The sequence below is a fragment of the Sinomicrobium endophyticum genome, from assembly GCF_052983315.1.
In genome coordinates this window covers 1-24143 of record NZ_JBRKIS010000053.1, presented here as the reverse complement: position 1 = coordinate 24143, position 24143 = coordinate 1, and the positions used below count along the sequence as shown (strand labels likewise).

The 24143-nt window shown below is 42.7% G+C and carries 22 protein-coding genes; 9 read left to right on the top strand and 13 right to left on the bottom strand.

Going from position 1 to position 24143, the window contains the following annotated elements:
- Positions 1 to 69: 69 nt before the first annotated feature.
- Entirely contained in the window at positions 70 to 309 is a 240-nt protein-coding gene (locus tag ACVBDU_RS20435; protein WP_447181548.1) for a hypothetical protein, read from the bottom strand.
- Between the two features lie 2 nt (positions 310 to 311).
- Positions 312 to 1973: a YeiH family protein gene (locus tag ACVBDU_RS20430; protein ID WP_447181547.1), complete on the bottom strand. Its 1662-nt coding sequence runs from the start codon at positions 1971 to 1973 to the stop codon at positions 312 to 314.
- 315 nt (positions 1974 to 2288) lie between these two features.
- On the opposite strand from ACVBDU_RS20430, the gene ACVBDU_RS20425 reads away from it, so the two are divergent.
- The 9 genes from ACVBDU_RS20425 to ACVBDU_RS20385 all read left to right on the top strand — a co-directional run bounded on the left by ACVBDU_RS20425 (position 2289) and on the right by ACVBDU_RS20385 (position 13243).
- The gene (locus ACVBDU_RS20425; RefSeq protein WP_447181546.1) at positions 2289 to 2648 is read left to right on the top strand and encodes a hypothetical protein; all 360 of its coding nucleotides are present in this window, start codon (positions 2289 to 2291) and stop codon (positions 2646 to 2648) included.
- Between the two features lie 325 nt (positions 2649 to 2973).
- Positions 2974 to 3399 carry a hypothetical protein gene (locus ACVBDU_RS20420; protein WP_447181545.1) on the top strand — a complete coding sequence of 142 codons (426 nt, stop codon included), beginning with the start codon at positions 2974 to 2976 and terminating at the stop codon, positions 3397 to 3399.
- Positions 3400 to 3585: 186 nt separating this feature from the next.
- On the top strand, positions 3586 to 4668 hold the full coding sequence (locus ACVBDU_RS20415) for an efflux RND transporter periplasmic adaptor subunit (protein ID WP_447181544.1): 1083 nt from the start codon (positions 3586 to 3588) through the stop codon (positions 4666 to 4668).
- 23 nt (positions 4669 to 4691) lie between these two features.
- Complete coding sequence (locus ACVBDU_RS20410; protein WP_447181543.1) at positions 4692 to 7934, top strand: efflux RND transporter permease subunit; 3243 nt, start codon at positions 4692 to 4694, stop codon at positions 7932 to 7934.
- Positions 7927 to 9378, top strand: a complete 1452-nt coding sequence (locus ACVBDU_RS20405) for a TolC family protein (RefSeq protein WP_447181542.1) — start codon at positions 7927 to 7929, stop codon at positions 9376 to 9378. Before ACVBDU_RS20410 ends, ACVBDU_RS20405 begins: the two co-directional genes overlap by 8 nt.
- A 688-nt stretch (positions 9379 to 10066) precedes the next feature.
- Complete coding sequence (locus tag ACVBDU_RS20400; protein WP_447181541.1) at positions 10067 to 10738, top strand: response regulator transcription factor; 672 nt, start codon at positions 10067 to 10069, stop codon at positions 10736 to 10738.
- Positions 10739 to 10741: 3 nt separating this feature from the next.
- Complete coding sequence (locus ACVBDU_RS20395; protein ID WP_447181540.1) at positions 10742 to 12019, top strand: sensor histidine kinase; 1278 nt, start codon at positions 10742 to 10744, stop codon at positions 12017 to 12019.
- Between the two features lie 80 nt (positions 12020 to 12099).
- Positions 12100 to 12552 carry a PepSY-like domain-containing protein gene (locus ACVBDU_RS20390; RefSeq protein WP_447181539.1) on the top strand — a complete coding sequence of 151 codons (453 nt, stop codon included), beginning with the start codon at positions 12100 to 12102 and terminating at the stop codon, positions 12550 to 12552.
- A 226-nt stretch (positions 12553 to 12778) separates the two neighbouring features.
- Complete coding sequence (locus tag ACVBDU_RS20385; protein ID WP_447181538.1) at positions 12779 to 13243, top strand: PepSY-like domain-containing protein; 465 nt, start codon at positions 12779 to 12781, stop codon at positions 13241 to 13243.
- A gap of 103 nt (positions 13244 to 13346) precedes the next feature.
- Here ACVBDU_RS20385 and ACVBDU_RS20380 read toward each other — a convergent pair whose 3' ends face one another.
- From ACVBDU_RS20380 to ACVBDU_RS20330, 11 genes are all read right to left on the bottom strand, one after another.
- Positions 13347 to 13958, bottom strand: coding sequence for a hypothetical protein (locus ACVBDU_RS20380; RefSeq protein WP_447181537.1), 612 nt, complete (start codon positions 13956 to 13958; stop codon positions 13347 to 13349).
- An 875-nt stretch (positions 13959 to 14833) separates the two neighbouring features.
- Positions 14834 to 15127: an RNA polymerase sigma factor gene (locus tag ACVBDU_RS20375; RefSeq protein ID WP_447181536.1), complete on the bottom strand. Its 294-nt coding sequence runs from the start codon at positions 15125 to 15127 to the stop codon at positions 14834 to 14836.
- The gene (locus ACVBDU_RS20370; RefSeq protein ID WP_447181535.1) at positions 15124 to 15423 is read right to left on the bottom strand and encodes a hypothetical protein; all 300 of its coding nucleotides are present in this window, start codon (positions 15421 to 15423) and stop codon (positions 15124 to 15126) included. Before ACVBDU_RS20370 ends, ACVBDU_RS20375 begins: the two co-directional genes overlap by 4 nt.
- A 783-nt stretch (positions 15424 to 16206) precedes the next feature.
- Positions 16207 to 16815: a hypothetical protein gene (locus ACVBDU_RS20365; RefSeq protein WP_447181534.1), complete on the bottom strand. Its 609-nt coding sequence runs from the start codon at positions 16813 to 16815 to the stop codon at positions 16207 to 16209.
- Between the two features lie 65 nt (positions 16816 to 16880).
- Entirely contained in the window at positions 16881 to 18140 is a 1260-nt protein-coding gene (locus ACVBDU_RS20360; protein WP_447181533.1) for a hypothetical protein, read from the bottom strand.
- Positions 18141 to 18532: 392 nt separating this feature from the next.
- Complete coding sequence (locus ACVBDU_RS20355; protein ID WP_447181532.1) at positions 18533 to 18964, bottom strand: hypothetical protein; 432 nt, start codon at positions 18962 to 18964, stop codon at positions 18533 to 18535.
- 281 nt (positions 18965 to 19245) lie between these two features.
- Entirely contained in the window at positions 19246 to 19710 is a 465-nt protein-coding gene (locus ACVBDU_RS20350) for a DUF423 domain-containing protein (RefSeq protein ID WP_447181531.1), read from the bottom strand.
- Positions 19711 to 19904: 194 nt separating this feature from the next.
- Positions 19905 to 20375: a hypothetical protein gene (locus ACVBDU_RS20345; protein ID WP_447181530.1), complete on the bottom strand. Its 471-nt coding sequence runs from the start codon at positions 20373 to 20375 to the stop codon at positions 19905 to 19907.
- A gap of 167 nt (positions 20376 to 20542) precedes the next feature.
- On the bottom strand, positions 20543 to 21007 hold the full coding sequence (locus ACVBDU_RS20340) for a hypothetical protein (RefSeq protein WP_447181529.1): 465 nt from the start codon (positions 21005 to 21007) through the stop codon (positions 20543 to 20545).
- A gap of 190 nt (positions 21008 to 21197) precedes the next feature.
- Positions 21198 to 22064 carry an outer membrane beta-barrel protein gene (locus tag ACVBDU_RS20335; protein WP_447181528.1) on the bottom strand — a complete coding sequence of 289 codons (867 nt, stop codon included), beginning with the start codon at positions 22062 to 22064 and terminating at the stop codon, positions 21198 to 21200.
- Between the two features lie 96 nt (positions 22065 to 22160).
- On the bottom strand, positions 22161 to 24143 hold a 1983-nt coding region (locus ACVBDU_RS20330), incomplete at its 5' end, for an MBG domain-containing protein (RefSeq protein WP_447181527.1).

The following is a 24143-nucleotide window of genomic DNA, read 5'->3' as shown; positions in this document are numbered from 1 at the left end:
AAGCTAAAACGGAGGTGGCTGAGTGCCCGGGCGCAGCGAAGGGGGGTATCAAAGCCCCGGGGACTTTATTCAATCTTCTTTCATCCCGTTTGACCTGTTCCTTTCCCGGACTTTATCCCGCAGGTAGCGTGCTGCATTGCTGGTATGTTTTTCTTCGGAATAGAACAAGGCATTCATATCCACATCCGTCTTTTCCACGCCATCCCTGAACTTTTTATAACCAGGCAGGTTACGGTGTACACAGAGCAAAGCAAGCTGCACCAGCAGAATAATAATAACGGCACCGATCAGTTTTTTTACTTTTTTCATTCTTACAGGCTTTCTGTGATTTCCGGAAATACGATATAAAACATAAGGTATGCCATTCCAAGGGTCAGCAACAGGTTAAAGAGTTGTCCGCAGGCATAAAGTATCAAAGGTTTTCCTCCGCTAAAGTGAGATCTCAGTTCCTTAAAATTAACAGACAGGCCAATGCTTACAAATGCCAGGCAAAACAACCAGCTCCGGATATTTTTGGTAAAACCCCGTATGAGCCCACGGTCTATAAGCGCTTCGCCAAGCGTTGTCCCGCTCCAGTGATACAGTAAGGAAATGAGTACGGACGCACCTACGAAACCGAGGATAAATTTCGGGAAACGCAGCCAAAGTTCATTGGCCGTCCCCTTAGTTTTCGGTGTATCTTCGGATTTCCGTGCAAAATAATACGCTACGAAAAAGGCAATCAACCCAATCAGCATATTCTGGATCATCTTTATAGTGGCCGCTACCTGCAGAGCCGTTTCTCCCAGGAATGCCCCCGCTGCCACTACCGCACCCGTAGCATCTATAGTACCTCCTATCCAGGCGCCACCAAGTACCTCGGGCATCCCTGCCATATTGATAAAAGCCGGTAAAAGCACCATCATCACGGAAGTGAACACCATAGAAAGGCCTACGGCAAGAGTCAGTTCTTCTTTACTGGCCTTCGATGCCGCCGCCGCGGCAATGGCAGCGGAAACACCGCATACGGACATATCCGCACTAATGGTTATATTAAGCGATTTACTGGCCATCTTCAATACTTTCTGCCCAAACCAATAGGTCAGTACCAGTACCAGCGGGGTAACTACCCATGCCACAAATATGCCGGGAAGGCCTATGGAAAGTACCTTGCTGAAAAGAATTTCTGCCCCGAGCAGCACCAGTCCCGTTTTAATATAAAATTCCGTTTTGACTGCCGGAAGCAACCACGATGGCGTTCCCACGGTATTGGAAATAAGCATGCCCAGAACAATTCCCCATAAAGGATAGCCGAACCCCATGGAGCTTACATCTTCTTGTTTTCCCAAAATAAAGGAGATCAGCGCCAGGGCAAAAACCCCGAGAAAAGCAATGAAAAACGACCGGAAACCATAGCCCATAAAATAGCCTCCCACCGAAAACAACAGCCCCAGAACCAAAGCTAAAGCAGGTATTGTCCCCATTAAATTATAGGATGAATTACTTTTCTGCACTTTGTCCCATGCTTTACTGGCTTCATACCATGTTGCCGCAGCCTCACCGGCATTATGGGCAGCCTGCGAACCGGACTCTCCCTGGCGAATAAATTGACGATGAAGTGCAAGGGCTTCTTTTTCCAGTAGGGAAAGACTATCTTCTGCCGCTGCAATTGTCGTTTTGGCAAGGGCCTGGTCTTTATACAACGACCTTACAGGATTATACTCCCATTTGCCGGGGGTTTGCAATAACTTATGTACAGCCTTCCCCGCCGGAGTCTCTGCAGATGAAGAAGCAGATATTTCTTCCGATAGCCGGTACCATTCTACCGTCTTATAAGGGAACGATTTCTGCTGTTCTAATGCTTCCTGAAAACTGCTATTCTCCTGCTTTATTTCGGGATACGGACTTATAAAAAAGACCATAAGTCCGGTAAGTATGAGAAAAAGGCCGATGATTATAGACCAGGTATCTTCATTTTGTAAAGCACGTCTCATGTAGATTATCGTAATGATTGGTTAGGAATAATGCGGCAAATTAATAAAATTCCCATATATACATTATTTACATGGCCGACAGATCTTATTCTCTCCTGACTTTTCTCTTTTAAAACCGGAAAAAGATACACCCCGGTTTATTTTATTCCAAAGGCATTATCTACTGTATTATAGATATTTATATTATTACGATACCTGTAAAATGTATATTATCTATACATAAATATCCCATACATCAAAAGTTACACACTTATTACACATATCTAAAAAACCATAACCAGATAAAAATCAGACAATTAACAAGTAATGGCTTCTATGGCACGAAAATCTCTATATACTAACTACAAACAATTAAGTTTAATTAAAAAATATAAGATCATGAAAAATTTATTTTTAGCAGCAGCATTAGTTTTAGGAGGATTTGCTACCCAGGCAGCAACTACTACAGATGCTAACGAGAATCTGGTAATTACAGTTAACCAGGAAGAGTTTACAGAAATTTCTGCAGATGAGGTTCCTGCTGCCATTACAGAGGCTTTAGAGAGAGATTATGCCGGAGCTACTATAGACAAGGCGTCTGTAAACGAAGCTAAAGAATACAAACTGGAAGTAACCATCGGTGAAGAAGCCAGTGTTCTTTATGCTAACGAAAACGGAGAATGGATCCAGAAATAACGGAATAACATTCTTCCGTTAAAAAAGTATTTTACAGTAAAGAGGCTGCAATAATTATTGTAGTCTCTTTACTTTTATTACGGGCTCATAAGGACAGGGAACATTCTTACCGTAAATTGCCTTATTACCCCTCCTTTCCTTGGGGATAACATGAAAAATACTAAGATAACCATGTTCCTTCCTTTGAAAACATCGGAAAATTGGAGGAAAAAACTTCAATAAAATCAAAAAACACCTTTTTAAAATAAGCTTCACGAAAATCTAACATTATTTAACGAGTGACCCCTTGTCTGGCTAATTAACTTTCTTTAGTTTTGGCCCCGATATGAAATTAGTAATCCGGTTTTTTATATCGTTGAGCGTTTTTCTTTTGAGTGGACATCATCTGCTCTACGCTCATATGGACCACGATGAAGGCGTGGCGCCGGTATCCAACCTGGAGAGTTATGAATTTGCCGGCTTGGAAACGGCACATGACCATCCGGACTTCGTCATCCGGCCTGCTTCCCTCCACAGGGAAAAACGGGGACACGAAACCGAAGAAAGAAATATCGAAGAAGAATATAACGAGTTAATTTCGTTAAAAAAACATTCGGGGAGCGGTAATGTACATATTACTGCTCTTTTTTATGCCCTTATTTTTGGCAATTTTCTTTACCCCGCCAAAAAACGTTTATTCTTTTCCAGGCATTTTTCCCACTTTTTATCCTTAACACCTTTGTACATCCGGTTTCGCGTATTCCGGATATGATTTATCTTTTTACAGGCATTCCGGAGTAGGTAAGATCTGCCTGTACTTTCCTTTTGTATATATTTCGGTACGGAAACGTTCTGCAGTTATTTATTTGCTGTAAGACCGGTACTTTCCATGCCATCTTTATATCCTACTACTAAAATCATCTACCTAAAACTGTATTACTAAAAAACTAAAGTTGTGATGAAGAAAATTCTCATGCTCACAAGCTTGTGTGCCCTGTTGTGCCATACGAGTTGCAGTACCAAAAAAGAAAAAAAAGAAGAGATTACAGAGTTCCTTGTTACCAATCCTATAAAAAAGGATACGTTGATCACCAAAGATTATGTGGCCCAGATACAATCTATACAACATATAGAACTGAGAGCACAGGAAAAGGGTTATCTGCAAAACATTTATGTGGACGAAGGACAATTTGTTAAAAAGGGACAGTTGTTATTCCGCATTATGCCAAATCTTTACCAGGCCGAACTACAAAAAGCCCGGGCCGAAGCCGAATTTGCGGAAATCGAATACCAGAATACCAAGAAACTGGCAGACAGTAACGTTGTGGCGCCGAACGAACTGGCCATGGCCAAAGCCAGGCTGGACAAAGCCAGGGCAGAAATGCAACTCAACAAGGTGCACCTGCAGTTTACCGAGATCCGGGCTCCTTTTGACGGAATCATCGATCGCTTTCGCGTAAGGCAGGGCAGTTATCTCGAAGAAGGAGAATTACTCACCAGCCTGTCCGATAACAGTAACATGTGGGTGTATTACAACGTTCCCGAAGCCGAGTACCTGGACTATATGTCCAAGGCTAAAGAAGATACTCCCACCCGGGTCAATCTCCTCATGGCCAACAACCGCATTTTCGACAACCCCGGGGTTGTCGAAACCATAGAAGCAGACTTTGATAACACCACCGGTAATATTCCGTTTCGTGCCACTTTCCCTAATCCCAAAGGGCTTTTGAGATATGGAGAAACAGGTAGTATTCTTATGGATGTTCCTTACAAAGACGCCCTGATAATACCGCAAAAGGCCACTTTTGAAATCCTGAGTAAAAAGTTTGTGTTTGTCATCGACAAAGAAAACCGCGTCAGGCAAAGGGAAATTTTCATTAAAGGAGAATTACCGCATTTATTCATCGTAGATAAAGGTTTGTCCGTTAACGACAAAATATTACTCGAAGGGATACGGATGGTCAAGGACGGTGAAAAGATCGCCTATAAAGTAGAAGAGCCGAAAGAGGTTATAGCGAACCTGGACATGTATGCAGAGTAATTCAAACCTAAAAACAGCACAAAATGTTTGCTAAATTTATAAAGAGACCGGTATTGGCCATTGTCATATCGGTAATCATCGTTTTTGTCGGTTTACTGGCCATCAAACAGCTACCCATATCACAGTTTCCGCAAATTGCCCCTACTACGGTCAATATTTTTATTGCATATCCCGGAGCCAGTGCGGATGTATTGGTAAAATCGACGCTCATTCCCCTGGAAACATCCATCAACGGTGTCCAGGGAATGCGTTATATCGCTTCGGATGCCACCAGTGCGGGCGAAGGGACCCTGCGTATCATTTTTGAACCGGGCACCGATCCGAACCAGGCTGTAGTCCGCGTAAAGACCCGGGTAGACCAGGTGATGCCTTTGCTCCCCGAACTCGTGCAACGGGAAGGGGTTATCATCACCCCCGTACAGCCCAGTATGCTCATGTATGTGAATTTATACGGTAAAGAAAAAAGCAGCGACGAAAAGTTTCTGTACAATTACGCATACACCAAGATCATTCCGGAAATTCAGCGTATAAACGGTATAGCCAGCGCACAAATACTCGGTAGCCGCAAATACGCCATGCGGGTGTGGCTGAAGCCGGATCGTATGAGAGCCTATAAAGTCTCTGCCGAAGAGGTCCTGGAAGCAATGGATGAACAGAGCATTATCGCCCGCCCGGGAAGACTGGGAAGAAGTTCGGGCAAAAAGACCCAGTCCCTCGAATATGTACTCGTATACCAGGGAAGGTATAATGAACCGGAAGACTATAAGAATATCATCATCAGGGCTAAAGAAGACGGTGAAATACTAAAACTCCGGGATATTGCCGATGTGGAACTGGGCAGCGAATTCTTCGATATCTATTCCAACCTGGACGGCAACCCGTCGGCCTCCATTGTACTGAAACAAACCTTCGGAAGTAACGGTAGCGATGTTATTGACGCCGTTAAGGAAAAACTTAAAGAACTGGAAGAAGATTTTCCCCCGGGAATAGATTACAAAATAGGTTATGACGTATCCAACTTCCTGGATGCTTCCATAGAGCAGGTATTGCATACGCTTCGGGATGCCTTTATACTGGTGGCCATCGTGGTATTCCTGTTTTTGGGGGATTGGCGTTCTACGATTATCCCCATCATCGCCGTACCCGTATCCTTAATAGGTACGTTCTTTATTATGCAACTGTTCGGACTTTCCATAAACCTGATTACGCTCTTTGCGCTTGTGCTGGCCATTGGTATTGTGGTAGATGACGCCATTGTGGTGGTAGAGGCCGTCCATGAGAAGATGGAAAAAGAACACCTCTCGCCTTACAAGGCATCTTATGCCGTACTGGGAGAAATAGGCGGGGCCATTCTGGCTATTACACTGGTTATGGTGTCCGTGTTTATTCCCATTTCGTTTATGACCGGGCCCGTGGGAGTATTTTATCGGCAATTCTCCATCACCATGGCCGGTTCCATTATACTATCTGCTATTGTAGCGCTGACGCTTACCCCCGTATTATGTGCCATGTTGCTGAAAAACAACCATGGGAAAGCCAGGAGGAAATCGCCAGTAGACCGGTTTATAGATTGGTTTAACCGTAAATTCGATACGCTGACGGGAAAGTATGTAAGCCTTCTGAAACTCATCGTAAACCGGAGGGTAATGACCTTTGGTATATTAATCGCTTTTTGTGCCGGTATCTTTTTGACGAACCGGGTATTACCGGCCGGATTTATTCCGAATGAAGACCAGGGAATGATCTATGCTATTATACAGACGCCCCCTGGGTCGACCCTGGAACGTACCAACGAGGTTGCCAGGAAACTGCAAAAGATCTGCGAAGAAATGGACGGCGTAGCGTCTGTTTCCTCCCTGGCCGGATACGAGATCATGACCGAAGGACGGGGCTCTAATGCGGGTACCTGTCTCATTAACCTGAAACCCTGGTCAGAACGCCATCACAGTGTCCATGAAATTATGGAAGAACTGGAAGAAGAGACCAAAGATCTCGGGGCTGTTATAGAGTATTTCGAACCACCGGCCGTTCCCGGGTTCGGTTCTTCCGGAGGGTTCTCCCTGCGCCTGCTGGACAAAACGAACGGTACGGATTTCCAGGAGTTCGAAAAAATTAATGACAACTTTATGGAGGCACTGAAGCAACGCAAGGAAATAACCGGGTTGTTTACCTTCTTTGCTGCAAATTATCCGCAATACGAACTAAAGATCAACAACAAAGCGGCCATGCAGAAAGGCGTTTCTATCGGAAAAGCCATGGAAAACCTGAATATCCTTATCGGTAGTACTTACGAGCAGGGATTCATCAAATACGGCAGGTTTTTTAAAGTCTATACACAAGCGGCCCCGGAGTACCGGAGAATGCCGTCCGACCTGGAAAAACTCTATGTCAAAAACGAGGAAGGGGAAATGGTCCCTTATTCTTCTTTTATGACCCTGGAAAAGAAATTAGGACCAAACGAGATCACCCGTTATAACCTTTACAATTCCGCAGCCATAAGAGGGCTTCCGGCAGCCGGGTACACTTCCGGAGATGCCATTAACGCTATAAAGGAGGTCGCCGCACAAACGTTGCCCAGGGGATATGACATTGCGTGGGAAGGCCTTTCGTATGACGAGGCATCCCGCGGAAACGAGTCTGTATACATTTTTGCCATCGTACTTGTTTTTGTATACCTCGTACTCGCCGCCCAGTACGAAAGCCTTATGCTGCCACTGGCCGTTATTCTTTCCCTGCCCATAGGTGTTTTCGGTTCTTTCTTATTACTAAAAATGATGGGGCTTGCAAACGATGTATATGCGCAGATCGGTATTATCATGCTGGTTGGCCTTTTGGGAAAGAACGCTGTACTGATCATCGAATTTGCCGTTCAGAAACGAGCGCAGGGAGCTTCTATTAAAGATGCAGCCATTGAAGGTGCCCGCGTAAGGTTCCGGCCTATCCTGATGACCTCATTTGCATTTATTGCCGGACTGATACCGCTGGTTATTGCAACCGGAGCAGGAGCCATAGGAAACAAAACCATAGGTGGTTCTGCCATGGGAGGAATGCTCCTGGGAACTACGCTCGGGGTACTGGTAATTCCGGGGTTATACTACATTTTTGCGAAGATGTCCGACGGAAAACAACTTATCCGGGACGAAGATACGGAGCCTGTTTCGGAAGAACTTATGCGAATAAGTGAAGGAAAAAGCAAAATACAGGACAAAATCCGCAAAATGAATGCGCTTTTGACAAAATTAATGAAAAGATCAGACGATGAATAAAAGAAATATAGTACACTATGGTAAAACCTCCTGGATCGGGATTTTTGCACTGGCTATGTTGTATTCCTGCGCCCCTGCTTTAGAAACCGTGCAGGAAGATACCACGGTTCCGGAACAGTATGCAAACCAGTCCGAAGACAGTCTGAATTCCGCACAAATAAACTGGAAGGACTATTTTACCGACCCTCACCTCGATACGCTTATCCGCGAAGCCCTGCAAAACAACCAGGAACTGAACATCACCCTTCAGGAACTGGAGATTGCCCGCAACGAGGTAAGGGCCCGAAAGGGAGAATACCTGCCTTTCATAGGCCTTAAAGGAGGTGCTGCGGTGGACAAAAAGGGCCGATACACAAGCCTCGGCGCCAGCGAAGCCACTACCGATATCAAACCCGGACGGGAAATGCCGGAGCCCTTACAGGATTATCTCGTAGGCGCTTATGCTTCCTGGGAGATCGATATCTGGGGCAAGTTGCACAATGCTAAGAAAGCTGCCGTAAGCCGGTATCTCTCCACTATGGAAGGAAAGAATTTCGTGATTACCAACCTGATCGCGGAAATTGCCAATTCCTATTACGAATTGCTGGCCCTGGACAATCAGCTGGATATTGTAAAGCAGAACATCGACATTCAGACCAATGCGCTCAGGATTGTAAGATTACAGAAAGAAGCCGCACGGGTCAACGAACTGGCCGTTCGCAAATTCGAAGCGGAGGTACTGCACACCAGGAGCCTGCAGTTCGATATACAGCAAAAGATCACGGAAACCGAGAACAGGATCAATTTTCTCGTAGGCCGGTATCCCCGGTCTATAGCAAGGGATTCCAAAGCGTTCAGTGACCTGGTCCCCGAACAGGTGCATTCCGGCCTGCCATCGCAACTGCTGGAAAACCGGCCGGACATCAAGCAGGCGGAACTGGAACTCGTGGCTTCCAAACTGGATATAAAAGTGGCCAAAGCCCGTTTTTATCCCTCGTTAGGTATTTCGGCAGGTATAGGCTACCAGGCCTTTAATCCCAAATACCTGCTCCGCACCCCGGAGTCCCTGCTCTACTCGGTTGCCGGCGACCTTACCGCTCCTTTGATCAACAGGAACGAGATAAAGGCCACCTATTACAGCGCCAACGCCAAGCAGATACAGGCAGTCTACAATTACGAACGTACCATCCTGAATGCGTATATAGAAGTAGCCAACCAATTGGCGAAAATAGACAACCTGGAAAAAAGCTACGATTTAAAATCCAAAGAAGTCGATGCACTTATCCGGTCTATTGATATTTCCAATACACTATTCAGGTCCGCAAGAGCAGATTATATGGAGGTACTGCTCACACAAAGAGATGCCCTGGAGTCCAGGTTTGAACTGGTAGAGACCAAAATGCAGCAAATGAGCGCCATGGTAAATATGTACCGCGCCCTGGGTGGCGGCTGGAATCAAGAGTAAATAACATACCCGTTATTTTTTAGCTGCGGGGGTAGCCGAAATTAGGGCAATGTTATTTCGTAGTGTTATAGTAGTTTTAATATGTTCTATATTTTATAAGCTTCTAAAAGCTCCTCCCTTCATCCCGATGATTATCGGGAGAAGGGAGGTACCCGAGCGCAGCGAAGGGGGGAGGGTTTGAAATCCCGGGCCATTGGTATAACCGTAAACACTTATGTGTATATGCCAAGGTCTGCGCCTGTCAAAACTCCCCGTACCGCAAAGCGGTCCACCCCTCTTCTCCCGATAATCATCGGGATGAAGAGGGGAGCCGTAAAAAGGCTATAAAAATGAATAAACCTGCTTCACTAAATAACATTGCCCTATTTCGGCCGCCCCCTACTTCCAAAAGCCTTCGGAACTGCCATCCCGAAGGCTTTTGCCTATAACGGCATGTAACAAACGGAACGCATTCCCAAATCATTCCTAATTTGGAATGTACTTTTACATGTTACCCTTAGAGCATGTTTAAAAAGGATTGATTGTAGCGAAAAAATGATGATTTTTGTTCCATATGAAGGCTTTTTTGAGCTGCATAGCCGTAGCTATGGTGCGAGAAAAAGACAAAATATGGGGCAAAAAGGGCATTTTTTAGCCAATTGAATTCTTTTTAAACATGCTCTTACAGTTTCTTAGTAATTTAGTATTTATGAAAATCCTCATTATAGAAGACGAGCACGACCTGGTACAGGTCATGAAAAAGTCCCTGGAAAAAGAGACGTACCTTATAGAGACCGCTACCGACTTCCGCAGTGCGTTGGATAAGATCATTTCTTTTGCATATGATTGTATACTCCTGGATATTATGCTTCCCGGGGGAAGCGGACTGGAATTGCTCTCGGAGATCAAAAAACTGAAAAAACAGGAAGCCGTTATCATCATCTCGGCAAAAGATGCGGTGGATGATAAGGTCCTGGGGCTGGAACTGGGTGCGGATGATTACCTGGCAAAACCCTTTCACCTGGCCGAACTGAATGCCCGGGTAAAATCGGCTATCCGGCGGAGGAACCAGAACGGGGAACAGCACATCGGCTGGCGCAATATCACCGTAGACCCGGAAAACAGGACAGTACAGGTAGATAAACGCGAACTGGTACTCAACCGGAAGGAGTTTGACCTGCTGTACTATTTTATTACCAATCCGCAGCGGCTCATTACCAAAACCTCCATTGCCGAGTATGTATGGGGAGATCATACGGACCAGGCCGATAGCCTGGATTTTGTGTATTCCCAGATCAAGAATCTCCGGAAAAAACTGAACAAAGCCGGGGCCGAAGCCGATATACAGGCCGTATACGGTGTCGGGTATAAAATCGTATAAATCATGCAAAAACGCTCCCTTAAGAATTATACACTACGCTACCTGGTCATTGCCATCCTGGGCATTATCGCCCTCTGGGCCGCATTGTTCTATATGTATATCATTGAAGAAGTATACGATAATATAGATGACGGACTCAAAGACACCCGGCTGCGTATTATACATGAAGCCGAAGGAAACCCCGAAATACTGCAAACCCGCGAATACGATATTGCCCGTTTTAAAATAACCCCGCTCCCGCCCGGCGATTATTCCCGGAAGTCCCACATATACAATTCCAAAATGTATATGCCTTATGACGATGACGATGAACCGGTACGGGTATTACAAACCATTTTTCAGGTCAAAGGACAGGAATACCAACTGGAAATCTATACTTCTACGGTGGAAGAGGACGAACTTATGGAGGATCTTTTCACGGCCCTGGTGGTGTTGTATATAGCCCTGGTGGTCAGTATTATACTTATCAATCATTTTATCCTGAAAAAGGCCTGGACCCCTTTTTACCGCCTTATGGAACAGTTGGGGAATTATAAAATAGGTGGTCGCAAAAACCTGGAGCCCGTAACGGCCAATGTCCGGGAGTTCGACGAGTTATACCACGAGGTCTCCGCGATGATCGAAAGGAACGAAGCGGTTTACATCCAGCAAAAACAATTTATCGAAAACGCCTCGCACGAATTGCAAACGCCCCTGGCCATCGCTACCAACAAACTGGAATTGTTCATGAGCAAACAGGACCTTCCGGAACAGGACCTGGTGCAGATAGACGATATAAACCGTACACTCCAACGCCTGAAAAGATTAAACCGTTCGTTACTTATGCTTTCGAGGATAGAGAACCGGCAGTTCCGGCCTTCCGAAAGTATAATTATCAACGAACTTGTACCCCGCTCCTTGTCCGATCTTGAGATACTGACCGAACATAAAAAGATCACGGTTTCCATAGACGAAAAGGGGAAATTTATCATGGATATGAACCGGGACCTGGCTACTGTTCTCCTAAACAACCTGCTGAAGAACGCCATTGTTCACAATACCACAGGCGGAACACTGGATGTGTTTATTTCGGAAAAAAAGATGGTCATTTCCAATTCCGGGGAAACGCCCCTGGACCCGGACCGTATCTTCGAACGTTTTTATAAAAACGAACAAAACGAAAGCTCCACAGGGCTGGGCCTGGCCATCGTTAAATCCATTATTCACCTCTACCCTGCCCTTACCCTGGCATATCGTTATGAAGGGAAGCATTCGTTTGTACTGCGGAAAAACAATCCCTGAAAAAGGAAGCGGAAAAACATTCCCAATTCTTTCCCAAATCGTTTTTCAATTTTGTCCTGTAAATCATAAAAAACAGGATCATGAAAACAAAAAGGAATGTTATAGCGGTGTTTACGGTGCTTACCATAATGCTCTTTGGTACACGGGTAAATGCACAGGAAACTGTAATTACGAAAGCGGAACTTCCGAAACCGGCACAGGAATTCCTGGATGCGAATTTTAAGGAACAGAAGATCATCCAGGTGGTCAAGGATGTGGATTACCTGGTAAAAACGGACTACGAGGTATTGCTGGACAATGCCATGAAACTGGAATTTGACGGTAAGGGCAACTGGAAGGAAATAGATGGTAGCCATAACCCCGTTCCCGCCGCGCTGGTGCCGGAAAAAATAGGCGATTATGTTAAACAGAATTTTCCTATGCAGACAATAATTAAAATGGAAAGGGGTTCTGTTAAGTACGAAGTAGAACTGGCTAATGACCTGGAACTGGAGTTTACTTTGGCGGGGGAGTTTTTGAGGATTGATGACTAGGTTGCAGGTTCCAGGTTGCAGGTTGCAGGTTGCGGGTTGCACGGCCGGAAACGGAGGTGGCTGAGTGGCGGCCTTCAGGCCGTTGTATCGAAGCCACCGGGTTTCGGGTTATACACAAAATGTGTAGATGTGGTTTAAGTGTTCCGGGAGGGGCGGGTTTTATAAATAGTGGCCGTACGCTACGGAATTGGTAAAAGTATAGGAATGATTTGTAAATTTTATAGGAATGAAAAAACGTTTTTTTAAAGGATTGGCGGTACTGGGAGTGGTAGGTGCCTTTGTAGCTTGTAGTAGTGATGATGATACTAATGACAGTACTATGGATGCTTCGGACCTTCCGGCAGCCGGGATAGTGCTTATAGAAACGCATTTTGAGGGGGCTACGGTAACGCGGGCGGAAATGAAAAATAAGGCAGATGGGGATGGTACGTTGTATGAGGTTAGGTTGAGCAATGGTTTTGATATAGACCTGGATGCGGAAGGCAACTGGACGGATATTGACGGTAACGGACAGCAGGTACCTGACGGGCTGGTGCCGGAACGGATACTGGAATATACGGAGGAAAATTATCCTGCTCCTCTTTTTATTGAGGGTATAGACCTGGAACCTGCGGGGTATGATGTGGAGATCTCGGACGGGACAGACCTGGACTTTGATGCGGAGGGTAATTTTGTCCGTGTAGATTCGTAATATCTAATCTGCTATTCTAAAAAAACGAAAGGCCACCGGTACAACGGAAGGCCTTTTGTTTTTTACAAAGGGGCCTACAGCCCCTTTGGCACCACGGCTTTTTTTACAGTGTAAAACTCCGTACGCTTTCGCTATATATCTTTTGCGGGGCGGCGCCTACGCCCGCCACACGAAATTCGTATTCACGCCCGCTGTCCAGGCTGTTGAGCAAAAGCGAGCTCTTGGTATGGGCTACTACGGTCCAGGGCTCCTCCCCGACCCTGCGGTATTCAAACAGGTAGCTTTTGGCCCCGTATATGGAGTTAAGGCTTGCTTTTATCATCCCCCTGTTTACGGGTACGACTACAAAGTTTTTGGGTTTTGCCAGTATGCCTATGGGTTCCGGGGTTTTACGGAGCGTAAAACCGGAACTGGCCAAAACCACTTCGTCGTTGTTGCTTTCCATTTGTACATACAGCGCCAGCTTTTGAAGCAGGGCCACCAGGTCTGTTCGCTTCTGGTCGCGCGCAAGCCTGTCCGTCTGCCCCCCTTCCCCGGCTTTTACTATAGCGGCACCAAAGGTGTCTATAGCTGTTCTTACTTCGGTAAGCGACGGTATTGGTGTTGCAAAACTGGCATTGTCCGTCATGCTGTCTACAATAAGTTCTGCCTTTTGTATAAAAGCGGCATTATTGTAACTCGTAAAACTGGTGAGAATCTTTGTTGGTGTTCTCATAACGTAAAAAATTTAAAAGATTAGACAAATAGTTATCACGCAGGAAACGGGTACCTGGCCAGATCGCATCCCGTTTTACCTAAGTATGCATATCATGTTATTCCGATTGTGAAAATCATGTAAGACAAAAGATATGTCCTGGTGCTACAGCAAAGCAAAGGGGGGTAATACTATACACTGTGCACTTTTCACACATATAAATTTATCTATTTAAGAGAATTACACCAACAATTAAAAGGGAAAAGTGTTTAAAAAGGGTGAAAAATGTTTAAAAATGAAAAAATTAATATAAAATCAAGAATATTTTTATAAAACTCACTGTTATTTTAATAAAAAACAGGCGAAAAACTGTGAAAAAATACCATTTTTAAACAAAAAGACTGAAATATAAACAAAACGGGGGTGAAAATAAATAAAAACCGGGGGATTTAAACAAAAGTAGCGGGGTTTTTGTTTAAAAATGAGGGAAATGAATTCGTTTTTGCGCGGATTGATATCAAGTGTCGCATTTTTAAACAGAAACAGACGCATATAAACAAAAACGACCGGGGATAAACAGAAACCCGGCCCATTCTGTTTAAAAATGCCCGGGATAAACAAAAATGCCGGTGCATAGAACAAAAACGATGAGAAATAAACAAAAACCCCGGGGTTTTAAACAAGAAAGGGGGGTACTTTAACACAAGTGGTGGATTTTTAAACAGTAAAACGGGGGCTTCGATACAACGGCCTGAAGGCCGCCACTCAACCGCCTTGTTTTGGCTTTACAGTATCGTAAAAACAAATTTATACAGCCAAAACGGCGGCGGCGGCTTATTCCGGCCCCTGGCCGGAATGTATCGAAGCCCCGGTATTGCACAGCCCCCTCTCCTTCCCTAAAAATGTCCTGTATAATGCATATGGTAGCAAAGATGCTGCTGTGCGGTTTCCCTGGCTATGGCAAATACCTCTTTTACAAAAGTACCGTGTACGATGTTCTGCCGTTTTAGCCATACTTTCTCAAATACGTTCTGCACAATGTCCCTGGCATCATCATCGCAACGGGTATATGGTTTTACAAAGGCTATGAGCCGGGGGTGCAGCAGGGTAAAAACGTTGCGGAATGCTGTGGCATCGCCTGCCCTGAGGCCATTGATCTGCCGGTAACTTATATGGTGTTCCCTACTCATGGCAGGCTGTTTTCGGGTTTTTGAAAAAACTCCTGTGTTACCTTATAAGTCACCGTGTGTATGGTATCTTCAAAAGTACCGTACTCCAGGTGTTCGCGGTGCAGCCAAAGGCGTATAAAGATTTCCTGTATTATCTTATCGGTATGCTGCTCGTTGGTACTATAGGCATTTACATACCAGTCTATCTTTTGGGCCAGCAGTTTCAGGGCGTCGTGAAACCCTTCCGGTTGTTCTGCCTTAAACAACCGGTATAGCTTACGGTTGAGGATATGCCTCTGCATGGGGTTGTACGTCATTTTTTGGTGTTTTTAAAGTTTTTGATATAAGTAATAAGTTCAGGTAATACTTACCTGCCTGCACTACCTGCACACCCAAGACGGTTGCAGTATGCCTTTTTTACCCTCCATTATGCTACGGCCTTAGCACTACAAGGATAAAAAAGGGGCTCAGCTATGCAAGACTTCTGTAAAGAATGCTGCTTGCTTAAAACATGACGAGTTACCGGAAATAAAATAGGCGTGGAACTCGACTTATCGAATCGTGGTACTGGCATACCGTGGAAAGACAAGTGAGCCCACGCCCGGGTCGTGAGCAAACTTACTTATCCTCTCTTTCCATTTGAAAAGTGCCAGTTTTCGATTCGAGATTCAAAGCAATTGCTTCTAATATTTTTGCTTATAGAAGTATCGCAAATATATGTTTAACTGTAGTAAATATAATAAAAAACTTTTAAAAAGGGACGATCGTCCTCTTTTTTTTTAAACCAATGGTGTTTCTTTGATATATGCAGGATATCAACCAAATAGTTTGCAATTATATATATACAACCTGGATTAAACCCTGGTTAGCTGAAGGCAAGAAACTTGCCGAGTTCTCCCGTAAACATAATATTGAAGCCAAAGTAGTCCGGAAAATTACTTCTCCTAACGGATACAGAATACCTTTGGAAACACTTGATAAGCTTTGTGAAGCGCGAGGTATTTCGCTTTTATCTTTTTTTAAGGATTTGGAGAAACATAATAGTTCTCAAAATTAGATTATATTAAAAAGAACTTGTCTAGCAATATATCCATATTATGTTAATTAAACTCAAGAGATTTCCATATTTTCATAAAAGAAAGTGCTTCTGCTTCAAGAAGAGAAAATTCTGAGGATGTTAGTTTTGTATTGTCGTAAAGTTTTTTATTCCCAATGTCTAGTACAGCAAATATAGCATCTTCATATTTTTTGCTTTTTAACTTTTCATTCATCAAAAGAATTATCAGATCTGCTTTATTTTTCGATAATTTTTCTGCCTTAAACCACAATTTTATAACATAGAACTTATTATTTATTTCAAGTCCTAACTCAGGATTTAACCTAACTCGTAGTTCTTCATATTTCCATTCTTTAGATGGTGGTTTAAACCATTCAGTTTTTTTACGGCCAAGAAAAGATTTATACTGTTCAACAAGTTCCGGATATCTATTAATTTTTTTCTTGTCATTTAACTCTTCTAAAATTTTGTCAAGTTCTTTCTTATTCTTTTCTTCTACATGCAAATCTATAATAGCATCTCTTAAAATTTTCCAAAAATCAAGCGCAGGGTGATAATCTTCACGCCTACTAATTTCTTTAACTTTAGAAAATTTAGAAGTTCCTGCTTTTGATACATAGTCAACGAAATCTGAAAGTGAAATATCTGCCATAATTTTATATCATTGTTAATACTCTATTCTAACAACTTAGCATAAGAAAATTTAATAATATAGAGCTATTCTTTACGAGTTAGTGCCTCGTATAGTTTGGTTCTCCAAAAATTAAGGGAAATAATATCATCATGCTCAAATAAATCTTCTACATCTCTAAGCAATTCAAACAACTTAAATGTGCTATCTACCGAAATGCTCATTAATTTTTTGAGTACTTGTTGTTTGTAAACCTGAAATTCCGCCTTTTTAGAATTTTTTACTTTATCACTTATAAACTTTCTGATGTCATCAGGGTTTTGGATACTGGATATACTCTTAGCGTCTTTAGTAACTTGTTGTATAAAAAAATCCATAAGTGATGGAAGTTCTTTTATCTTCTCAAAAACTCCCTCTACTTTTCCTCTATGTTGGTATGTTAATAAATCTACTGGAGAATTATAATCCTTTTTTTTCAGTCCTTGAGGTCTTAAAGAAATTTCACTTGTTTTCTTATTTTCTCTCCATTTTAATTTAAAAATTCCATTAAATGAGACTGCACTTCTTTTAATTTCATCATTTTCCAAAATCAAATTAAATGTCAGAAAAATATTCTCATTAACCTTCACTTCTTTTTTCAGTGAGAATGAAATATATAAATTCGAATCATCTATTTTAAACTTGGTTATGTAAATCTCATTTTTAGAATCTTTGACATATTTATCTAAAGTAACCAAGGCAACAAAAATTGAAAAATTTATACCAAAATCTTTATAGCCCGATATAGAAGTTAAAGCCCTAATATAAAACTTGGAGTCTTCATTTTTATAAATTAATCTTAGGCTTTTACCATCATGATTAGTACTATTCTTTTCTTTCAAGTATTCTTTAATTACATCTATTAAATCTTGAAAATTTTTATCTCTACAGTAATTGGCAAACTTGCTAAAATTATAATAATCCAAAATATCAGTTTTTGCTGAATATGCGGTTTCAGCAACTAAAATGTCCGTACGATTTTTTTTCAGAATAAAATTATCCGTTATATTATATATTTCAAATTCAGCTTTCTCGGATTCCAACATTTTTTTTAGATGTAAATACTTAATTTCGGTATCTATATCAATTTTTTTACACATGGAATCTATATCCATTACCGACTCTATCAGTAATTTTGAATTACCTATTTGCATGACGCCAGGTTTGTGTGCATCAATTTTAAAAACTGAAATGAGTTCATCTTTAAATTGACTCCTGCCTTCAAGCATTTCTAATAGCTTGAATTTTGATACGTAGCTTTGATTATCAAAATCTTCAAAACTTCTTGTTATTGGTTCAATTATCATAATTTAGGTTTTGGTTATGTAGTATTAAACTTTACTATTATTTATTTATCATCTATGCATTTATATTTTTCTTACTAAGCGCTTAATATACTTCCATCATTTTTTGGCATAGTATATATACGCCTCACCATAACTGAATAAAACTTGTATATCAAAAAATTATAAAAATCCACAACTTTTATAAGTCTATACTAATAAGTTGCTTAACAAGCCTCTAATATCTTAGTAATTCACTAAACAATTTTACGGGTTTCCACATCTTACAAAAAAACATAGCTTTTCTTTATTTTGGTATGGGAAGTTGGGGGAATGATACATTCCGGGCTATGCCGGAAATACGCAATTGTCTTTATGATTTTTAATAGTAGGTAAGTGTAACGTCGTTGGGGGAGTTAATGAAGTTCCGTCATGCCCTGTTGGTCAATGGCTTGCTTTTCGTGTTCGCCCAGGGAAAAACTCAGGGCTTTCCATGTGGTTCCCTTCACGCCTTTAAGGGCAATGCCGTCTTTGGTTTTGGTGATGACAAACATAAAACCGGCATGTTCTTCGTTGTTTGCAGGTGATGCATCGTCTAAGTCGGCCATTCCGCGCGCATTAACGGCCTGCGATTGGTTGGGGCCCAGGCTAAAGGACAGATTGACCCAGGCGGTCCCTTCCACGCTTTGCATGGCAATGCCGTTGGCTGTTTTTTCAACAATAATCTTAAAGCTTGCCGGAGGGGATGGTTCTTTGTGCCGGGCAAGGAGTATGGTGCCGGAGGTGGTGATAAAAGCGATAAGCAGCAATTTTGCGTATCGTTTTTTACAATGCAGTGGTATTTTCATAACGGTGTTTTGGTGTATAGGTGGTTCTAAATATACAAAATTATCTTATAGTGTTTATAGGGTGTCTGTTAAAATGGAATAATGTGATGCACAACTGGTTCTCGTTTCAACACAACAGAAAAGAGAGCCTATCGTAAAAAGCGTTTGTAACGCGACATTAAAGGGACATTACAAATGTCGGGATAAAATGGGTTCTCGTTGCAGACGAGCACCAGATGGGTTTAGATAGAAAATCCAAAAAATAGCTTTTTTTTACATGGTGCTACCAAACATTTATCCTTTTAAAGTTCTAATATACCAGAAATCAATGCCCTATATTCTTGAACATTTTTATCAAATTTCTTCTCTAAATGAAGCCATATTAAAATTCCTACCGCTGACAATATTCCCCCAAATATGAATATATACATGGTACTACTTGATTTGAAGATTAGCCCTGCTAACAAACCTAATATGAGAATAATATGAAAATAAACTACCAATTTCAATATAGGGTGTTTGGTAAAAGAAATTTCTACATTTGAGCCATTTCCAGGATTTATTTGAAATATTTTTCCCTTCAAAATAACTTTATTTTCCGCATTGATGGTGTCCCATCCAAATAGAATCCGTTTCCGTATTCTAAATTTCAGGGAATTTTTATTATTTTCATTAAGTGCAAATATGTGAGCACGCCCAAGTGAGGATTTTAATTTCTCGGAAATCTCTTTAGGGTTACTTTTTGCTTGGAAACTCCATGTTTTCATAATTATTATTTTTTTAAATGTTTGACAACGCATAAATATATACAATCAACCATTTCTTTTAATAGAATGCCGCAATCCCAGGAATTTTCATAACGGTGTTTTGGTGTATAGGTGGTTCTAAATATACAAAATTATCTTATAGTGCTTATAGGGTGTCTATTAAAATGGCATAAGCTGATATGCTATTTGCATGGTTACGCAAAGTGTTTTTTTATTTTCCTTTTATTTAAAAACCAAACCAGTAATCCAAGGGGTACTGACCAAAACAATGCGCTGAAAACAGCCCCGTAACGGAATATTTCCATGCCGTCCTGTTGCCCTGTCGATACCGATATGGCAATCATTAGTCCCCAGATTACCAGAATGAGCAGAACGGATAAGATACTAACCATTCGGTTAGCCCATAATTTATACTTCCGGATAAAAATCCCCCCGATCAGGTAGGCAACTCCTATCAGGAGCATTATTAAACACAGTTCCATATAGTGTGAAAACAGCAATGCTATTGGGTCAGCGTTTTCCGTATTTGGATTATTCAGGTCTTCACCTATTCCCATTACCGCCCAGGTTAAAGCCCCCATTGCATTGCTGAATATGATAAATCCTGAAAAAACTGCAATTAAAAGCCCGATAGTTTTAATTGATTTTGGTTTTTGTTCTTTCATTTGGTTTTATTTGATTTTGTAGGGAAGCCTGCAACCGGTATAGCACCCTTGTATTTTATAAAGCCCCAATATCCGGGAAATTTACTAAATAATCTTACGGTTTTCCATATGTTACAGAAAAAAATGTGGGTTTGTTTGGGTTTCTGTGAGGAAGAGTGACTACGAGGTTATCCTCGCTTTTTTATGTTTTTAATTATTTTTATGAAGCTTGGAATAATAGATATTACAGCACTTGTCGTTAAAATCAATCCGTATTTAATTTCATTATATCCTAATTGTCTAATTCCATCATTACAAGCTGTACACTCAATAATTTTCAGATTTGCATCTAATGCGCTAAACCCAATTAAAGCTATACCAAACATTAAAATTAACAAAATGCCATTTCGAAATATTTTTAAAGTTTCCTCTTTTCGATTTGCTATGCTAAAAATCAGAAAAGCAAAGCCAAAACTTGTGAAATAGATAGGGTTTCCAAAAAGGTAGAAATCCTTTCCTACAAATTGAATTCCATTATTTGTTGTCCATTGAAACAAGTCTTGAATGATATAACGGAAAAAGGAATCTGCAAAAATTGCGGTTCCAAATCCGATAACAAAGAAAACAATTCCAAATAATATTCTTTTTATCACTTTGTTTTTTTTAGCTTACGCATAACACACAAATATACATAATCCCCTATCTCCGTATTTTTTAAGATCAAATTTTAAAGAACTATGGTAAAGACCTCGAAGAGGACCGAGGGCAGTGAAGTTAAAAAGCCCAGGCGGAGGTGGCTGAGTGGTGGCCTTCAGGCCGTTGTATCGAAGCCACCGGGATATGCTACCAGGAAAAACCATACCGCAGTTTCAGCCCGAAGCCAACAGCCCTGAGTTTGTCTCCGGATGAAGTATTTGAAGAAGTCATAAGGGAATTTATCCTAAAATCGGACGGGGTTTCGGGCTGGTAAGTTAATACGGAGGTGGCCGTGTCTCCTTCGGACAGATCATTTAATCCGTAGTTCAGGTAAATGCCCAGGTACATCGCATGGTTATCGTTGAGTATTTGTTTGATGCCTGTTTCCAGTTTTAAAGTATAAGAAGTGTTGAGTTCCAAGGACCGGGAAGAGACCTTACCGGCCCCGTAATCACCGAATCCCATAAATTCGGGTGCATGTAACTCTGCATCCCATTGCGGGTAATAACCACTGGTACTTAAATGGTCGTAAACCGCGGAATAATCCGCATCGGCTACAAAACCCACACCAACTCCCGCGGCGGCATAGAACTGCGTATGTATTCCTTTGGTGGTATATTGCAGCATCACCGGGATTTCTATAAAATATGCTTTTTGTTTTTCCTTATACCCGGAAAACGCGTAGCGGAACTCCAGATTATCTCCTTCCACATCGGTAGTTTCATAAGCATCTTCAACATGCGTATACCCCCATGCCGAACGGTACAGTTGTACTTCGGCATTCAGCAACAGGCTCCAGTTTTCGTTAAGGGCATACCCGTATCCTATACCAAAACTTCCCCCGTTTCGGGAGTGGTATTCCCCTCCTTCCCCGGCATCGGATCGCAGGGACTGAAATGGTCCGGAAACATAGACGGATACTTCGTTATGGTTTTGGGCCGTACATGGCATGATCGTAAAAGCCATGATTAAAAGCAGTATTGCAGGATATGTAAACGCTATAGTATTTTTCATCGCAATGTTTGTTTGTCTTTTTAAAAGAGACGCCTGAAGTCTCCGGCCATTAACATCTGAAACGGTTTTTCGTTCAGGCGTCTCTGCGAAGTAATGTTATTTTACGATAATCTTAAAGGTCTTTTTTCTCTGATTGGTCTGGCAATGTACCAGGTACACCCCGGGAATGCGTGGCAACGATATACCTGTTTCTTTATCCCTGCCGGTCGTACGCAATACTTCTTTTCCGTTATGGCTATATACGCTGATGGAAAGGTGCGAAAGTTCTTCCTGTGGTAAATCGGCCAGGATGTGCAAAAGTTCACCGGAAAGTACGGGGTTGGGATAGGCCTTCATAGTCAGGGATGCCTCCAGCATAATCTGTCCCCCACATGTGGTCAGTACATCGCCGGTATCTGTAGTCATACGTACACTGTAAACGGCTGTTGCGTCCAGCAGATCGTCATTATTGTCGCCGGCGGAATAATATTGTTCCGTACCTATGGATTTTCCGTTCTTAAACCATTCGTATTCTACAAATCTATATCCCCCGTTAGTTTCCGGGTTGTTATTGACCAGGAGAACATTGTTGAATTTTTGTTCTACGATATCCCCGAAGCTAAACCTGCGTTCTACCGTGACCAGGTATTTCCTGGTCTGTTCCCCGTTTTGCGAAGTAACCGTTACTTCCCGGTGGTAAAGGCCCGCTTCGGGAGTATTTATTACAAAGGTACGACCGGGGTTTACGGTTGCATCAGGATCATCCGGGTGTATGTGCACTTCGACCTGCGGGGCAAAGTTATTACAATCCATGATGTAATAGGTTTCCTCCCCGGGGTTGTCGTAAGCCGTGCCGTTAATTTCCAGCAGGCTAACGGATGTATTAGAGCTGTTGATACGTAACGTCCTGGTTACGGCATTTGCCGGCAGGTAATTCGTATTACCTTCCTGGTGTGCCGTAATCTTCACTTCTCCTGAACTCAACAGACTTACCATTCCGTCCGGACTTACCCCGGCAGGTGGGTCTGCGGACAGGTAAGTATAGGTATAACTAACCGGCAGACCGGAACTTGCCGTGGCTTCCAGTTGAAAATCCGGGTCGCTTTCCAGGTTCCTGTCTGCAATCGGTGCAAAGTCGATAACCTGGGGGGCTTTTTCTACAGTCAGTACGGCATTCTGCACCAGGGTCTGGTAGTTTGCGCCGGTGATGGTAGCCATAACCTCCTGTGTACCCGCTTCTGTCCGGCCGTTGTTTTCATAACTGACGGACGTTCCCTCGGGCAAGGCGCCTGTAATGGCCAGTTGATGTATGCTGCCATCGTACGTAAAAACCGCATCATTGAAGGTAATATTGCTGATAGGAGCCTTGCTGATCTCCAGTGTCGCGCCTTCAAAAGTCAACTCGTAGTTAGCATTTAAAACCAATGTGCCCTGGTGTATGGCGTACGTTCCTGCTTCTTCTCCTGCCTCGCGGGTCAATGTCCCGGTGAAACTGTCACCAGCCACCAGTTCCGGTGTATGGGTATAGGTCAGTTCCGGGTCGGTTGTTCCGTAAACTTTTTCTTTATCGTCAGCCGTTACCGCAATGGCAAGGGGATTTATCGTCAGATCGGCGGTCAGTTCCAACGTTTCGTAATTGGTGCCGGCAAGCGTAGCGGTTACTTCCTGTGTCCCAACATCCGTTCGGCTGTTGTTGCCGTAACTTACCGATGTACCTTCCGGGAGGGTTCCTTCCAAAGACAGTGACCGGGCGGTGCCGTCGTATACGAAACTACCGTCGTTAAAGGTAATACCTGTTATAACTGCCGGGGTGATGGTCAGATTGGCGGTCAGTTCCAGCGTTTCGTAATTGGTGCCGGCAAGCGTAGCGGTTACTTCTTGTGTACCAACGTCTGTACGACTGTTGTTGCCATAACTTACCGATGTGCCTTCCGGAAGGGTTCCTTCCAAAGACAGTGACCGGGCAGTGCCGTCGTATACGAAACTACCGTCGTTAAAGGTGATGCCTGTTATAACTGCCGGGGTGATGGTCAGATTGGCGGTCAGTTCCAGCGTTTCGTAATTGGTGCCGGCAAGCGTAGCGGTTACTTCTTGTGTACC

Coding starts and splice junctions, on each gene's coding strand:
- ACVBDU_RS20345 (WP_447181530.1), bottom strand. CDS start 20,375: ATGAAAGAACAAAAACCAAAATCAATTAAAACTATCGGGCTTTTAATT.
- ACVBDU_RS20360 (WP_447181533.1), bottom strand. CDS start 18,140: ATGATAATTGAACCAATAACAAGAAGTTTTGAAGATTTTGATAATCAA.
- ACVBDU_RS20400 (WP_447181541.1), top strand. CDS start 10,067: ATGAAAATCCTCATTATAGAAGACGAGCACGACCTGGTACAGGTCATG.
- ACVBDU_RS20410 (WP_447181543.1), top strand. CDS start 4,692: ATGTTTGCTAAATTTATAAAGAGACCGGTATTGGCCATTGTCATATCG.
- ACVBDU_RS20405 (WP_447181542.1), top strand. CDS start 7,927: ATGAATAAAAGAAATATAGTACACTATGGTAAAACCTCCTGGATCGGG.
- ACVBDU_RS20375 (WP_447181536.1), bottom strand. CDS start 15,127: ATGAGTAGGGAACACCATATAAGTTACCGGCAGATCAATGGCCTCAGG.
- ACVBDU_RS20355 (WP_447181532.1), bottom strand. CDS start 18,964: ATGAAAATACCACTGCATTGTAAAAAACGATACGCAAAATTGCTGCTT.
- ACVBDU_RS20365 (WP_447181534.1), bottom strand. CDS start 16,815: ATGGCAGATATTTCACTTTCAGATTTCGTTGACTATGTATCAAAAGCA.
- ACVBDU_RS20415 (WP_447181544.1), top strand. CDS start 3,586: ATGAAGAAAATTCTCATGCTCACAAGCTTGTGTGCCCTGTTGTGCCAT.
- ACVBDU_RS20385 (WP_447181538.1), top strand. CDS start 12,779: ATGAAAAAACGTTTTTTTAAAGGATTGGCGGTACTGGGAGTGGTAGGT.
- ACVBDU_RS20380 (WP_447181537.1), bottom strand. CDS start 13,958: ATGAGAACACCAACAAAGATTCTCACCAGTTTTACGAGTTACAATAAT.
- ACVBDU_RS20425 (WP_447181546.1), top strand. CDS start 2,289: ATGGCACGAAAATCTCTATATACTAACTACAAACAATTAAGTTTAATT.
- ACVBDU_RS20420 (WP_447181545.1), top strand. CDS start 2,974: ATGAAATTAGTAATCCGGTTTTTTATATCGTTGAGCGTTTTTCTTTTG.
- ACVBDU_RS20395 (WP_447181540.1), top strand. CDS start 10,742: ATGCAAAAACGCTCCCTTAAGAATTATACACTACGCTACCTGGTCATT.
- ACVBDU_RS20390 (WP_447181539.1), top strand. CDS start 12,100: ATGAAAACAAAAAGGAATGTTATAGCGGTGTTTACGGTGCTTACCATA.
- ACVBDU_RS20335 (WP_447181528.1), bottom strand. CDS start 22,064: ATGAAAAATACTATAGCGTTTACATATCCTGCAATACTGCTTTTAATC.
- ACVBDU_RS20370 (WP_447181535.1), bottom strand. CDS start 15,423: ATGACGTACAACCCCATGCAGAGGCATATCCTCAACCGTAAGCTATAC.
- ACVBDU_RS20350 (WP_447181531.1), bottom strand. CDS start 19,710: ATGAAAACATGGAGTTTCCAAGCAAAAAGTAACCCTAAAGAGATTTCC.
- ACVBDU_RS20430 (WP_447181547.1), bottom strand. CDS start 1,973: ATGAGACGTGCTTTACAAAATGAAGATACCTGGTCTATAATCATCGGC.
- ACVBDU_RS20435 (WP_447181548.1), bottom strand. CDS start 309: ATGAAAAAAGTAAAAAAACTGATCGGTGCCGTTATTATTATTCTGCTG.